This is a genomic window from Spirosoma koreense (assembly GCF_054777875.1).
Window position 1 is genome coordinate 2,220,731 of the sequence record NZ_BAAHAC010000022.1, and the last position, 14,145, is coordinate 2,234,875.

Here is a 14,145-nt window from a genome sequence, read left to right on the forward strand (position 1 = left end):
CTTATCCTATGATTACCGTTTTACCGATTTCCAATCCCGCTGATCTTGAGATCGCCTTTGTCATTCGTCGGCAGGTTTTTGTCGAAGAACAGCATGTGTCGGCCCGGGAAGAATATGATGAATATGAAGATACCAGTACGCATTTTCTAGCCTACGCTGATGGGAAACCGTGTGGCACCGCCCGCTGGCGACGCACCTCGAACGGAGTTAAATTAGAGCGGTTTGCGGTGTTGCCCCAGTTTCGGGGGCAGGGTGTGGGCAAGGCGCTGGTCCGGGCTGTGCTCGACGATGTGTTCAGCCAGCAACCCGAACCCATCGAACGCATCTACCTCCATGCGCAGGTGACGGCCATGCCGCTCTACAGTGGTTTTGGGTTCGTAGCCGTCGGTCCGATGTTTGAAGAAGCCGGTATTCAACACTATAAGATGGTATTGCCGGGATCGGCGTATGTGACGGAATGAACGCCCCGCCTTTTGTACGCTACGCAGCCGCACTGATTGTCGGTATTCTCGTATACGTGCAAGGGCCTGAGTGGTATAGCTTCCCGATAGGTGCACTGCTCGTCGGGACTGGCCTGTTTATCGCCGGCTTTGTTCGGCCCGCCCGCCGGCTCGTTAAACCCATTCAGGTTGGAACGGGTATCGGTGGGTTATTGATCCTGGTGGCCTTCGGGTGGGGTATCGCCTGGCAGCGAACAGCCAGCAACCGGCCCGACCACCTGATCCATCTGACCGATACGCTGCAGGCTTACGAGGGTGTCGTGGCGGCTCAGCCGGAAGCGCGGGCCAGGACCTATCGCGTAGAGCTGGAAATCCGCCGGGGCCGGTGGAAAAGCAAACGGTCCGGCGAAGCATGGCAACCGCTGAGCGGCCGCGTGATCGTATACCTGGATAAAGCCAATCTGCCGATGCCCCGATACGGCGAAGTGTGGCTGGTAGCCGGAGCTCCCCGCCCGATCGACCCCCCGCTGAACCCCGGCGAGTTCAACTATAAACGCTACCTCAGCTATCGGACTATCTACCACCAGCAGTACCTGCGCCCGTTTCAGCGACGTGTGCTGGGGCTTGATGTCCCTAACCGAATAACGGGCCTGGCCGCAGCCGTCAACCGCTGGGCCGATGAGGTGCTGACTCGTCAGATCGGTACCCGCGCCGAATTCGGTATTGTCAACGCTATGATTCTGGGGGTCCGGGACGATCTCGATTCTGACCTGTACCGGGCGTATTCGGCAGCGGGCGCCATTCACATTCTGTCCGTGTCGGGGCTACACGTAGGGATTTTGTTTGCCGTGCTGACGTTTCTGCTCAGTTTTCTCATCAAACGACCCCACGGTAAAATTCTGATGGCGGTTCTGCAACTGAGCATTCTGTGGTTTTACGCGCTGTTGACGGGTTTCTCGCCACCGGTACTCCGGTCGGCGGGCATGTTTACCCTGCTGATTTTGTCCAACGTACTGGGGCGGCAGCAACAACTGATGAATACGCTGGGCGCTTCCGCCTTTTTCATCCTCTGCTTCGACCCGTATGCGTTATTTTCGGCAGGTTTTCAGTTGTCGTACCTGGCCGTGGCGGGTATCGGTGCGTGGCAGGCGCCCTTGTATCAGTCCCTTACGTTTTCATCCCGATGGATGAACCGGCTCTGGGAACTGACCGCCGTAGCGCTGGTCGCCCAACTGATTACCTTTCCACTGGGTGTATTTTATTTTCATCAATTCCCCACGTATTTTCTCCTGGCTAATCCGATTGTCATCGTGCTGTCGGAACTGCTGTTGCCGCTGGCGCTGGCGACTCTGGCCTTTAGCTGGGTTCCCTACCTGAATGCTGCACTTGGCTGGCTTTTGCAGAAAATGGCCTGGCTGATGAATTACGCGGTAATGCAGACGGGGCAACTGCCGGGCGCATCCTGGGATGGACTGTGGCTGTCGGCCAGCCAGACCTTCCTGATCTACGGGCTTATTTTGTGCGGTGTTGCCTTGCTGATAACCCGCAATCGGCGGTATGTATGGGCCGTTAGCCTGGCTGCGCTGGTGCTGGCCGGGAGTCGTCTGTGGAACGACTACAGCCAGACGCGCCAGCGTCGGCTGGCTGTTCATTTTCTGCCGCACCGGACGGCGATCAGTCTTACCGAAGGCCACCGAAGTACATTGCTGACCGACCTCGATTCGGCGGATACCCGATCGTTCGATTTCTATCTAAAAAATACCTTTGGGCAATGGGGCGTATCGGCGTTGACCACCGTTCGCGCGAACCAAAACAATGCTCCGATGCTTCCGGCTTATTACCGGACCAAAGATTATGCGTTATGGGTCTGGCACGGTAAAACCCTGCTGCTCGTCAATAAGCTGACTGGCAGAAGCGCCTGGCGCTTACCCGCCGTGGTCGATTACCTGATCCTCCGCCGGAACGCTCTGAACGACTGGAACCAGCTAGACGGCCGGATTGTCGCGCGGCATATCGTTTTCGATGATTCGAACAAAACACCGCTGACAGACCGGCTGTTAGTTCAGGCTCACCGACGCGGAATCACCTGCTATTCTGTGCGGCAAATGGGTGCATATGTAGCTGATCTGGACTAATTCGGCGATCTTTGTCTGTGTCGGTTTATCGCCACCGGTGCTGACTTGACTCAACTGGCTGATTTCCGGTCGGTGTATTTTCGGGCATCATCGGATAATCGCATGGTCCAGACGGTCACAACGATCATGCTAAGGGCGCAGAAAATAAACGGAGCTTTCAGGTCCAGGCCCGATAGTAAGCTATTGACCAGGGCCGTTACAAAACTGGTTAACCCGCCCAGCGCCTGAATATTGCCAAACATTTCGCCCTGACCACCGCCTTCTTTGATCATTATCGTAAGTAAACTGCCCGTCAGGCCGGTCATGATGGAAACGGTGAGTGCATCCACCCCCGCGACGATATAGAACAAGGTCTGCGAGGATTCCGAAAAAGCGTAAAACCCTTGTAGGATAACGCTGAGCAGCGCCAATGCCAAAACCACTTTTCGCTTGTTGACCCGGTGCGCGAGGTAAGTAAAGAAAAGCACATTCGCCAGGATGGCGAGTGCGCCAAAAAAGAGAAAGAACCGGGCCGTTGCCCGGGGCGTCATCATCAGTTCGCTTTGGGTCAGAAAAGCCACGAAAAACGAGTAGTAGCCCATTCCCAGCGTAGCCAGCAGGTTTAGAATAAAGACCGCTTTCACACCCGGCAACTGCTGGTCGGCTTCGGAGAGCTGGTTCCACAGTGACTTTACTTTCAGGGCGTTGCCCGCTTTCTGAACCAGTTTTTTAACCTCGACGGGCTCTTGCTTCGGATTGGTTTCTTTGAACAGGAAAGCCAGGCCGATGTTAACCACCCCTAATGCCAGAAACAGGCCCACCGTTGGCAGGGGGCTCAGCCGGGCTTCGGCATCGAGCAGCATGAGCCAACCTGCGCCCATTGGGCCGATGATAGGACCCGAACCAACCAGAAAACTCAGAATTCCCGAGTATTTGAACAGCTCATCTTTCTCGGTCAGGTCGGCTACCGACGAGCGCATCACCGAATACAGACCATTGGTCGCCCCTTTAAAACACCGATTGACGACATATCCCCAGGTCTGAACCGGTAACAGCAGGAGGGTCGAGAGGAGCGACGCAATGGTGGTGGCGATTGCTGCGGGCCGACGACCCCGCAGGTCGGACCACTGGCCGATGGCGGGCGCAGAAGCCAGCTGAACACCAAGCATCACCGCCGTTCCGGCCGTTAGCAGAACCGGCTTGGCGGGTAAATTGATGACGTAGTCCGAAATTAAGGGCCCCAGTCCATTGCCGATAATTATATCAATCAGAATGATGGTAAAAATGACGAATAAAGGATGTTTTTTTAACATTACGTTGAGTAAACGGGTGTATTCCCGGAACGATAAGGGCATCATCCGCGTCGGGCAAAAACGGTTTTCGGAATGTGGGTGATTCGGCAGGCCAGGTCCGATTCGCCGGAAGCGACGATGTAACGATCGCCCGCATCGACCAGGCCGGTCGTAAAAACCACGTCCGATACATACAATTGGTCTTTGATGGGTTCAGTCAGGGCCGTAGCCGCTTCGAGCACAGGATGAGTATCTTCCAGGTGCAGGATGCGGCTGGGGTCATGCGCGTCGAGCAGCGCCCAGAATGTACGGTAAATACCCACGATGCCCTGCAGTTCGACCCCGTGGTAAAGCATTAGCCAGCCGTCATCGGTCAGGATGGGTTGGGTGCCACCCCCCAGTTTCATGGTCGAGGGCGACCCTTTTCGGGCGCGGATGAAGGGTTCGTCATGGGGTTTCCAATGCAGGCCGTCGGGCGACTGTGCCAGGTTGATAGCCGGTCCTCCATAGTACGGACTGCCTGGGCGGGAGGCAAAATACAAATCACCCAGGGGGCGGGTGAGGGCAAAAAACTTTCCGTCGATTTTACCTTCGAAAAAGACCATGTCTTTATTCTGGTGGTCGAGGATAATCCCCTGCAGGGTGTAATTCAGGCCGTCGGTCGAGGTGTAAAGTGTGGTCGAATGGCGCTCGGAGCTAACCGAGCAGGTGGTCATGTAGTACGTATCCTCGATTTTTGTAATCCGGGCATCCTCGACGCCGTACTCCTGATACGACCGCTGGGGCGCAATGATTTTGTCGTAATGAATCTGTACGACGCTCGTGCCATCGGCGGTTAATTCCACCGGCAGCAGCCACGATAACGAGGTGAGCGCCATTACTTTGTACGGACTTCCCAGCAGTTGAAACTTGCGCGGATCGGCCGCATTGACACTATTGAGCGGATACGCGTCGAGCTGATAGCCCGCTTCCGCATCCCAGCGGATGGCGTGGATCTGTTCGCCGATAATAGATTGGTTGAGCGCTTCGGCAACCCGAATCATGATCAGCAGGTTGCCGTTGGGCAGGCGGGCCAGCCCCGGATTGAACGCACCCAGCACGTAGGTCTCTGCCTGAATCGATGACCGGAGCGGAGAGAATTGCAGATCGATATCGTTGGGCGAAAAAATAAGCTGATCGACGGTGAAAGGCATATTGATAAATAATTTTTAGCCATTAGGTTGTCAGTGATTGTCATTTTTTGCTACCAATGGACATGAATGACAACCTAATGACTATGATCATGTTGTACCCGACTGCGTTTACTTTGATTTCGTCCATTCGACTCGTAGCCGCAGGTCTCCTCTTACGCGATATTCCTGGTAGTGGTTGTCCTCCTCCGTTACCTTGAGTGGGGTGCCTGCCTGGTTATCATTGTCCAGCAGCCGCACCGAAGGAAGCTTGTTCCCTTTGGCCAGCACCCGTACCCGACAGTGATAATCGGCGGTGCCGCTCAGCCGGAAAATTGCGTAGCCGCTGTCTTTACCGGTAACCTGAAATTCGGCCTGGTGAATCGGGTATTCGCAGTAAACCATAAACGGCATGTCTTTAAATCGTTTGTAGGCATAAGTCGTCAGGATAGAAGCCAGCGCCCCACCGTACACCTCCTGACCCACGGCCCCCGCCGGTTTCCAGCCCGTCGAGATATCTTCGAGCGGAATAGGCAAATCAGCCACGATATAGCCTTCCCGTGGCTCCTGGCTGATTCCATCCGGGGTCAGCTCCGACGGAAAATAATACCGCCCACGGTGAAGCAGGTACTTCATAAACTCCGAAAAAAACAGTCGTATGGATGGCGATACATCGTTTTCTACTTCCTTCAGGTAGTTAAACATCGTCGCCACAATCTCGCCCTCCTCGTAAGCCGCCAGGTATTCTGCATCTTTTAGGGGCGCTACACCCAGAAAGGTGCTGCGCAACTGACCGAAGCCAAAGTTGCACTCCCAGATCCATAGCTTGGCAAAGATGTTGGCGATGCTGTGTCGGCTCAGGTCGAAATACAGGCGGTTGCCCGTAATCTTCCAGAGCTTGGCCAGCGTGAGGGCACTCATGATCGTAATGTTACTCTGGTAGAGCAATTCGAAGCCTTTCCCCCGCAGGCGCTGGGCCGACTGTTCGGCTTCTGTCAGGTAAAGCGGGTCTTTGGTTAGTTCATAAGCCTGAAGCATCACGTGTGTAAAAAGGCCCGCTACGTCCAGTTCGCCCCCGTGACCTTCGCTGGTTTCGGCTTTTACGACCGCCAGGGTACGACTGTCGTAAAACACCGGCCAGTTGTAATCGAAATGATGAGCGGCACCAATCGCAAATTCCAGCGAGCGGAACAGAAGCTCTTTGTCTTCCATGTCGCCCTTATCGGCCAGCCGACCCAGGTTCATCAGTGTGTGCAGTAAATACCACGAGTCGATTTTGTTCGGATCTTCCTCTTCGCTGGTCTCGTCTTTGCCAAACGCCTGACCGGGTAACCACCGCATCAGCGTCGCTTTCTTCTCGTCGTAAAATGTGTGGATGGCCTTCTGCAGCTGGTCGACCAGCGGGATGGGCTCTTCCTGCCACGCCTGATACTCCCAGAGCGGTACCAGAATTGCCAGCTGGACCATGCTTTCGGGAGGTTTCTGGTTGGCACCGACGTAGGCATTCAGATAAAACCGGTTTTTTATCCGTCGCCCACAACCCCGCGCTTCGGCCAGCGCCTGGATGGTTTGTTCAGCAGCTTTAGGCCAGTCATAATAAACCGTTTCGGGCTTGGGTAACAGCCGATACAAACAGGCAATAGCCTCCAGAAAGTGATCGCTGGCTTCGATCTCATTGTCGGGTATCGTGTCGCTGAGGTAAATAAAGGCATCGTTCAGCACCACTTCCTTACCCGCTATCAGGGGCTGTTCGGCAGTGGGCAGCGCTAAACCAATCTCGGGCCACTGTACCGAGATACTCCCTCCGGGTTCGGTGTGGGTAGCCTGGCAATAGTCGTTCAGCGCCGTCAGATTTTGCAGGTAAAGCACCGTGCCGGCCACCGGCCTGGTTACCGACCAGTAGGCCAGCCCGGCCGTCGGACCGCTCTGCGTAACGTATACCATACCTTCCGTTGCCGTCGGGTCATACGCATCGTCGAGCACGTAGATGTCGCGCGGCAGGGCCTGTACGCGGAAGTCCTGCCGGGGTTCCAGCGACGTGGTGTAATGCAGGACCATGGGAGCCTGGGCCGGTTGCTCGATGCGGACCCTAAACAGGCCCAGCGACCCTTCAAGGTGATATTCGACAGCTGTTTTGGATTTCTTAAGAACCTTGACCGACTGAATCGTCTGCGGATCGAAACAGGTGCGAATGGCCAGCTTACCCGCTGAAGCAAAGCTATACACGATCCAGAACGAATTAGGCGTCAGACAGGTCTGCAAGTGGCCCTGCTCTGGTTGCCAGGGTATGGGCTGGACATGTGTAGCTGCTTTCAACTGTTCGCCGAGACCCGTAACCCACTGCGAGGCTTGTTCCTGTTGGGTGACGGTTTGCCATGAGGCAGCAACATCGATATTCTTCATGGGTCGTCAGGTAGATATGATGGTTTGTTCGTTTCTAACCGGACAGCCTTTGGGACGTTTGGAAAAGTAAGCGTATGGGCCCGATCATGTAGGGTTCAGCCAGCTCAGCGCATTATGTACTACAGCCGGGGCATGGTCCGAATCGTTGCCCATGTCCGCCAGTTCGACCATGAGCAGGACCCCGGTCAGAATAGAAACCCGCTCCCGGTCAATGAAGCGTCCGGTCAGTTGCTCGTATTGAGTAATCACCCGCTGGGTTAACTCGGGAGCAATGAAGCTGGTATAGATAAACTCTTCATGAAGTTCCCCAAACCCCGCGTCGCCGAAGTCATACATAGCCCTAAGGCGTTGATGCTCATGATCGAAAGCCATATTAAGGCCGTGGCCGTCAAAAAAACCGAACGTCACGCCACAAGGGTCGGTGGGAAGCCGTGCCCATGTATCGAGCAATTTTTTTGCCTTCATCAACTGCGTCCGGGATAGATACGGTCGAATACCAGCGAGAATGATGTCGGGACTGGGCCATTGGTCATTGGTTTGCGCACCGGCCGCCTGCAGTGAGGAAGTCTCGATGGCATGAAGTTCGGCGTAAAAACGAGCCATATCTTCGGCCAGTCGTTGTCTGGCTATCTCAGGCAATCGTTCATACTGTACCGTCGTCAGATGATCTCCATGGAGTTTGTTGTGTCTGGAAAACGGAATCGGTTTGTCGAAAAACACCAGATCGGGAACCGGCAGGGTCACTCGCGAACGAACAACTGCCAGTATGGTGGCTTCCCGCCGTAGAGCGTTGGTGTTCTCTTCGTCGCGGGGGAATTTAAAAATCAGCCGATCGTCTACGTCAACGGCAACGGAATCCCAGCCCGTAGTCAGTAGGGTAAACGATGCGTCGGCCAGTTCAGGGAAACAGGTAGTAATTACCGTTTTGACGTATTCCAGCATAGCCATGAGTTGTGCTGGTGTAAGTATACAATTTTTTTCGCCCTCGGTCTTTGGTTTCCCGTGAGAAGACGGCAACTACTTGAGGAATGGTCTGTATACAAAGGTCATTTCAGGAAAAGTACAATTCATAATGTAAGCCTATCCCCAACCAAATTATCCTGTGTAGGTTAAATCAGAAACACAGGTCAACCGTAAACTACGTAATTTGATAATCTGGCAACGTTCCCGGTAACGATTGCATAGAAATAATAAAACTTTTACTTGGAAAATGTAAGGAAGTTCGTGAGCTTACTTATCGGTTCACTCAGAGATAGAGGGATTACTGGTAAGGCCGATTCTGGGAAAAGTTCAAAATTGTAACGAGCCTGGCGCTCGCCTATCTATGCACCTCAAATCATTGTCAGATGAGATATTAGTGATTCGCCTGCGCACAGGTGACGAGGCCGCTTTCCGGGAGATTTATCAGCGATACTGGAAAAAACTATACTGGATTGCCCGGCGCAAAGTGGAGTCACAGGATGCGGTAGAAGAACTGGTGCAGGACATTTTCCTGAAAATATGGGAGCGCCGTACGGAACTACGCATCGAACGGCTGGACGCGTACCTGATGACAGCGGTTCGGTATGCCACCATCAACCACATCAAATCCACGCTGATCCACGAAAAATACGCCGACTACGCGTATGCCCACCTCCCCGAAGCCTCATCGACCACCGAGGAACAGATGGACCTCGACGAACTGATCGAAGCCGTGGAAAGACAGTTGAACGATCTGCCCGAAAAAACCCGTCAGATTTTCCGGCTAAACCGGCTGGAGTATCATTCGGTAAAAGAAATATCGTCCCGATTAAACGTCCCGGAACGAACGGTCGAATACCACCTTAGCCAGGCCATCAAAGCGCTGCGTACCTACCTGCGCGACTATCTCCTTCCCAGCCTTTTCTTGTTGCTATACGCCTGATCAGATTGTACCCCCGAGTAAGGTTACTCTAAGTCAGGGTAGGATCATTCTAAGAATTTTCGGCAATTTTCGGCTCTTCAATTGAAACTTTCCAATAATCAATAAAACTATTTGCGGTACCGGCAGCAGTTGCCTGACTTAGGATGTGTAAACCCACCGTATCCAGTCATGAGCCGCAAAAAATTTGGTCAACTCCTACAAAAGTACCTTCGCGGGGAATGCACATCGGCCGAAAAGGCTTTTGTCGAGCACTGGTATGGCTTGCTGGAAACAGAAACTGGTCAGGCGCAGGAAGCACTCGATACGGACGAGCTGGAAAACCGGCTCTGGAATCAGATTCAGCAGAGAATGCCAGCCGATGCGAAAGACGAGCCCGGTCGGGTTATTCCTTTCGGAACCGCTCGCTTCCGATGGATCGGAATTGCCGCTTCGCTGCTTCTGATGGGAGGGTGGTACTGGGCGCAGCATCGGCAGGATACCGTTATCCCGACAGATTCACCTATAGCAATCGACCAGACCGACTGGATCGAGCGGACCAATGCCTCGGCAACTCCTCTGGATGTCCGTCTGGAAGATGGAAGCCATGTGAAGCTGGCGGCCCATAGTTCACTTCGGTTTCCAAAACATTTTGAACCACGGGAGCGAACCGTTTACCTCACCGGCGATGCGTTCTTTTCGGTGGCGAGAATGCCCGCCCGGCCTTTCTTTGTGCATGCGGGAAGCGTGGTGACCAAAGTGCTGGGAACGAGTTTTTTTGTGAGAAGCCAGTTGGCGGCCAAACAGGTGCGGGTGGAGGTAGTAACGGGGCGGGTAGCTGTTTATGAAGCGTTAACCACTAAGAAAACGTCGGCCGGTGGGGTGGTTCTGAGTCCTAACCAAACCGCTACTTTTTTTGAGGAAGAACAGCATTTCGTGACGGGCCTGGTCGACGCTCCGCAGCTTATCCGCCCCTCCGGTCATGAGCCGAAAACCATTTCCTTTCAATTCGACGATACGCCTTTGGTCGACGTACTGGCGAGGCTCGAACAAGCTTATGGCATTGCTATCGAAGTCGAAACGGAAAGCCAGAAGGCCTGTCCGCTAACCGCCGATTTATCGAATCAGCCGCTCTACACGCAACTGGATATTATCTGTGCTGCCCTGAAAGCGACCTACGAAGTGAAAGGAACGACCATCCTGCTGAGCGGAAAAGGATGTGAATGAGGAGTTGAAATGAATAATGGATAATGAATAATGTGAAATGAATAATGTGAAATGAATGACGTTCAGCGGATAATATACTGATTTGTAGGGATTAATAGTGATCCATTATCCATTATCCAGCAAACCCCTATAAGCCTATGCAAAACCCGTTTCTCTGATTACTGAAGGGCGCTGGTCATGTTGTCAGCATAAACCAGCGCCTGGTTTCCTCGTATTGGGTAGACCGCGAATCTTGCCCCAACCTGAGGAATGATTTTGTCAAATCTCCATTTAACAAAAACCCTTAAATCTATGAAAAAAACAGTACCTCAACGCATCAGCACCGGCAGAGGCTGGCCGGTGAAAACATTCTGGCGGTTTATGCAACTTTCGATTATTCAACTCACCCTGATGATGGCCTGTGCCAGCCTGTCGGTGGCTTTCGACGGACACGGTCAGGAACTGATGAACCGACCGGTTACGCTTAAAGCCGATGGGCAGCGGCTACGCACGGTACTGACCCAGATCGAGCAGCAAACGGCCGCCCGGTTTGTGTACAGTTCCAAAGCTATCGATGTAAATCAGTCCGTTACGGTCAATATGGCCGACAAACGCCTGAACGAAGCACTGAGCGAGTTGCTGAAACCGCTCAAACTGACTTACCGGCTGGTTGGTGGGCAGATCGTGCTGGAATCCGAGGCCGAAGCGCATACGCAGCTACTGACGCCCGCCAATGAAGCCGCCGACCATAGCGTAGCCGGTACGGTTTTAGACGAAAAAAACACGGCTCTACCCGGCGTAAGCGTCGTAGTAAAAGGCTCGACGCGCGGAGCGACGACGGATGCCAACGGAAAATTCCGGATAACCGTACCCGATGGAGAGCAGGTTACCCTGACCTTTTCGTTTGTGGGGTACCAAACGAAAGACGTGGTAGTCGGTAGCCAGACGACGATCGATGTCTCGCTGGCTCCCGAAGTAGGGGCGCTCGACGAAGTCGTGGTGATTGGCTACGGGGCTGTGCGTAAGAAAGACCTGACGGGTTCGGTGGTGCAACTGAAAAGTGAGCAGCTGAAAGAAGTGCCGACGGCCAACGTGCTGGAAGCCGCCCAGGGGAAAATTGCCGGGGCCGACATTACCCGGAGCAGTGGGCAGGCAGGTGCGAAGGTGAACATCTCGATCCGCGGCAACCGCTCCATCGGGGGCAACAACGCTCCGCTGATCATTGTCGACGGAATTCAGTACAGTAACCTGGAGGATATCAACGCCAACGACATCGAAACGATGGACGTGCTCAAAGATGCGTCGTCGATTGCTATTTATGGGTCGCGCGGGGCCAACGGGGTTATTCTGATCACGACCAAAAAAGGGCGATCCGGCAAACCTGATATTTCCTTCAATGCGTATTCGGGAATTTCGCAGGTGACTATGTACCCCAAAGCGATGGACATCAACGCCTTTCGCGATTTCAAGCGGGAAGCCTGGCGCGCGGCCGGTGTCTGGAAAAGCCCGGCCGACGATGCGGCCATTTTTACGAATGTAGCTGAATACGATGCGTTGCAGAAAGGAATCTGGACCGATTATCAGAACGAGCTGATTCATAATGGCTTGCAGCAGGATTACCAGATCGGGGTGCGGGCCGGGACCGATCGGCTGAAGTCGTACGTGTCGGTCGATTACTATAACGAAAAAGGAATTCTCAAACTTGACCAGTTGAAGCGGTACACCGGCCGGTTGAACGTCGATTACACGATTACCGACTGGATGAAAATTGGTTTGCAGAGCCAGCTTACCTACTACGACCAGAGCGTCCGGCGGGACCCGCTCAACCAGGCGAACAAAATCAGCCCGCTGGGTTCGCTCTACGATGCCAACGGCAATTTCAATTACATCATGCTCGATGGGCAGACGGCCAATCCGTTGTCGGATGAACAGCCCAACGTGTTCAATAACTCGGTGCTGACCACCCGGATCCTGACCAATGGATACCTCGAAATTACCCCGTTCAAAGGCTTCACGGCCCGCAGTACGATCGGGGTCAACCTGGCTTCCATTCGGGATGGGTCCTATGCGTCGCCCCGGTCGATCGACCGCTCGCTGACGGGGAAATCACTGGCCACGTACAACACCAGCAGCAGCCGGAGCATCAACTGGGAGAACGTCATGACATATCAGCGGACCTTAGGCCAGCACGCCTTTACACTGACCGGTATTGCCAGCTACATCGGCAACACCTCCGACAACGTAGCCGCTTCGGGTGTCAATCAGCTGCTGCCTTCGCAACTGTTCTATTCGCTGGGTAGCGCCACCGAGGAAATCAAAATTAACTCAGCCTATTCGCAGAACAACCTGGTCTCTTTCGCCGGACGGCTGAATTACGCCTTTCGCGATCGGTATTTAGTGACGCTGACCGCCCGCGAAGACGGTTCATCGAAACTGGCCGTGGGCAACAAGTGGACGTTTTTCCCCTCGGCGGCTTTCGCCTGGCGGATCATCGAGGAAAAATTCATGCAGCGGGTAAAAGGGCTGAGCGACCTGAAACTGCGCGTCAGTTACGGAGTAGCCGGAAACGATCCGTCGGGGCCGTATGCCACCCAGACCACGCTTACCCGGCTGGCGTTCGGTTACGACGAAGTGGCCGCTCCGGCCTATACTTTCTCGCGAAACGTGGGGAACGCCGAACTGGGCTGGGAACTGTCGAACACGAAAAACCTGGGGCTGGATTTTGGTCTGTTGAACGGGCGGATCAATGCCTCGGTCGATTATTACGATACCCGCACATCGGACCTGCTGCTGGATCGGGGCCTGCCTCCGACGACCGGTGTCACGACCGTGAAGCAGAACATCGGCAAAACCCGCAACCGGGGTGTCGAGGTCACGCTGGGGAGCACTAACGTTCGTACGCCCAGTTTCAGCTGGACCAGTAACGTGACCTTCACCAAAAACAAGGAAGAAATTACCGAACTCGTCACGGGCGGCAACGATATCGGCAACGGCTGGTTTATCGGTTATCCCATCAATGTGTACTACGACTACCAGAAACTGGGCATCTGGCAAACCACCGAAGCCGATCAGGCCGCCAAGATCTCGCCGACCCAGCTGCCGGGTGAAATTAAAGTGAAAGACCAGAACGCCGATGGAAAAATCGATGCCGTCAACGACCGGATCATCCTGGGGACTCCCCGGCCAAAATGGAGCGGTGGCTTCGATAACACGATCAAATTCAAGGGCTTCGACCTCAATGTGTTTCTGTATGCGCGCGTCGGTCAGATGATCAACTCCGACCGGTCGGCCCGCTTCGATCAGCAGGGTGTGGGCAATAGCACCGCCGGACTCGATTACTGGACGCCCGAAAATCCAACGAATGCGTATCCACGCCCGAACAAAAACGGCGGTCTGAAATACCTATCGACGCTGGGGTACGTAGATGGCACTTACGCCCGGATTCGGAACATCACCCTGGCTTACAACGTACCGGCCACGTTCCTGCGCTCGAAAGTGATTCGGGGGGTGCGGCTGTACGTGACCGGCAAGAACCTGTTCACGTTTACGAAACTGAACTACGACCCCGAGCGGGGCGGCTCGGAAAACTTCCCGATGACAAAGCTCTACGTATTTGGTCTGAACGTCAACCTGTAACCTCAA

Annotated in this window: 9 protein-coding genes; 5 read left to right on the forward strand and 4 right to left on the reverse strand. The window is 54.2% G+C overall.

All coding sequences use genetic code 11. The annotated features are described in order from the left end of the window. The first annotated feature begins 8 nt into the window (after positions 1-8). Positions 9-461, forward strand: coding sequence for a GNAT family N-acetyltransferase (locus tag ACYVC2_RS22720; RefSeq protein WP_461106037.1), 453 nt, complete (start codon positions 9-11; stop codon positions 459-461). Beyond that, a complete protein-coding gene (locus tag ACYVC2_RS22725; protein ID WP_461106039.1) occupies positions 458-2,575 on the forward strand; it encodes a ComEC/Rec2 family competence protein in 2,118 nt (705 codons plus the stop codon). The genes ACYVC2_RS22720 and ACYVC2_RS22725 overlap by 4 nt, the downstream gene beginning before the upstream one ends. Before the next feature lie 50 nt (positions 2,576-2,625). Here the strand turns inward: ACYVC2_RS22725 and ACYVC2_RS22730 are convergent, their stop codons facing one another. From ACYVC2_RS22730 to ACYVC2_RS22745, 4 genes are all read right to left on the reverse strand, one after another. Continuing rightward, the gene (locus ACYVC2_RS22730) at positions 2,626-3,867 is read right to left on the reverse strand and encodes an MFS transporter (RefSeq protein WP_461106041.1); all 1,242 of its coding nucleotides are present in this window, start codon (positions 3,865-3,867) and stop codon (positions 2,626-2,628) included. A gap of 41 nt (positions 3,868-3,908) precedes the next feature. Then, on the reverse strand, positions 3,909-5,039 hold the full coding sequence (locus ACYVC2_RS22735) for a glycoside hydrolase family 130 protein (RefSeq protein ID WP_461106043.1): 1,131 nt from the start codon (positions 5,037-5,039) through the stop codon (positions 3,909-3,911). A gap of 108 nt (positions 5,040-5,147) precedes the next feature. Then, a complete protein-coding gene (locus tag ACYVC2_RS22740) occupies positions 5,148-7,418 on the reverse strand; it encodes a hypothetical protein (protein ID WP_461106045.1) in 2,271 nt (756 codons plus the stop codon). 84 nt (positions 7,419-7,502) lie between these two features. After that, positions 7,503-8,366, reverse strand: a complete 864-nt coding sequence (locus tag ACYVC2_RS22745; RefSeq protein WP_461106047.1) for a phosphotransferase family protein — start codon at positions 8,364-8,366, stop codon at positions 7,503-7,505. A gap of 376 nt (positions 8,367-8,742) precedes the next feature. On the opposite strand from ACYVC2_RS22745, the gene ACYVC2_RS22750 reads away from it, so the two are divergent. The 3 genes from ACYVC2_RS22750 (at position 8,743) to ACYVC2_RS22760 (ending at position 14,139) form a co-directional block, all read left to right on the forward strand. Next, positions 8,743-9,321 carry an RNA polymerase sigma factor gene (locus tag ACYVC2_RS22750; RefSeq protein WP_461106049.1) on the forward strand — a complete coding sequence of 193 codons (579 nt, stop codon included), beginning with the start codon at positions 8,743-8,745 and terminating at the stop codon, positions 9,319-9,321. A 168-nt stretch (positions 9,322-9,489) separates the two neighbouring features. Then, entirely contained in the window at positions 9,490-10,524 is a 1,035-nt protein-coding gene (locus ACYVC2_RS22755) for a FecR family protein (protein ID WP_461106051.1), read from the forward strand. A gap of 291 nt (positions 10,525-10,815) precedes the next feature. Next, positions 10,816-14,139, forward strand: coding sequence for a TonB-dependent receptor (locus ACYVC2_RS22760; RefSeq protein WP_461106053.1), 3,324 nt, complete (start codon positions 10,816-10,818; stop codon positions 14,137-14,139). Positions 14,140-14,145 lie beyond the last annotated feature (6 nt).

Bases quoted from the DNA above. Each gene is read 5' to 3' on its own strand.
- ACYVC2_RS22725 (WP_461106039.1), top strand. From the start codon at position 458: ATGAACGCCCCGCCTTTTGTACGCTACGCAGCCGCACTGATTGTCGGT.
- ACYVC2_RS22755 (WP_461106051.1), top strand. From the start codon at position 9,490: ATGAGCCGCAAAAAATTTGGTCAACTCCTACAAAAGTACCTTCGCGGG.
- ACYVC2_RS22730 (WP_461106041.1), bottom strand. From the start codon at position 3,867: ATGTTAAAAAAACATCCTTTATTCGTCATTTTTACCATCATTCTGATT.
- ACYVC2_RS22750 (WP_461106049.1), top strand. From the start codon at position 8,743: ATGCACCTCAAATCATTGTCAGATGAGATATTAGTGATTCGCCTGCGC.
- ACYVC2_RS22745 (WP_461106047.1), bottom strand. From the start codon at position 8,366: ATGGCTATGCTGGAATACGTCAAAACGGTAATTACTACCTGTTTCCCT.
- ACYVC2_RS22735 (WP_461106043.1), bottom strand. From the start codon at position 5,039: ATGCCTTTCACCGTCGATCAGCTTATTTTTTCGCCCAACGATATCGAT.
- ACYVC2_RS22720 (WP_461106037.1), top strand. From the start codon at position 9: ATGATTACCGTTTTACCGATTTCCAATCCCGCTGATCTTGAGATCGCC.
- ACYVC2_RS22760 (WP_461106053.1), top strand. From the start codon at position 10,816: ATGAAAAAAACAGTACCTCAACGCATCAGCACCGGCAGAGGCTGGCCG.
- ACYVC2_RS22740 (WP_461106045.1), bottom strand. From the start codon at position 7,418: ATGAAGAATATCGATGTTGCTGCCTCATGGCAAACCGTCACCCAACAG.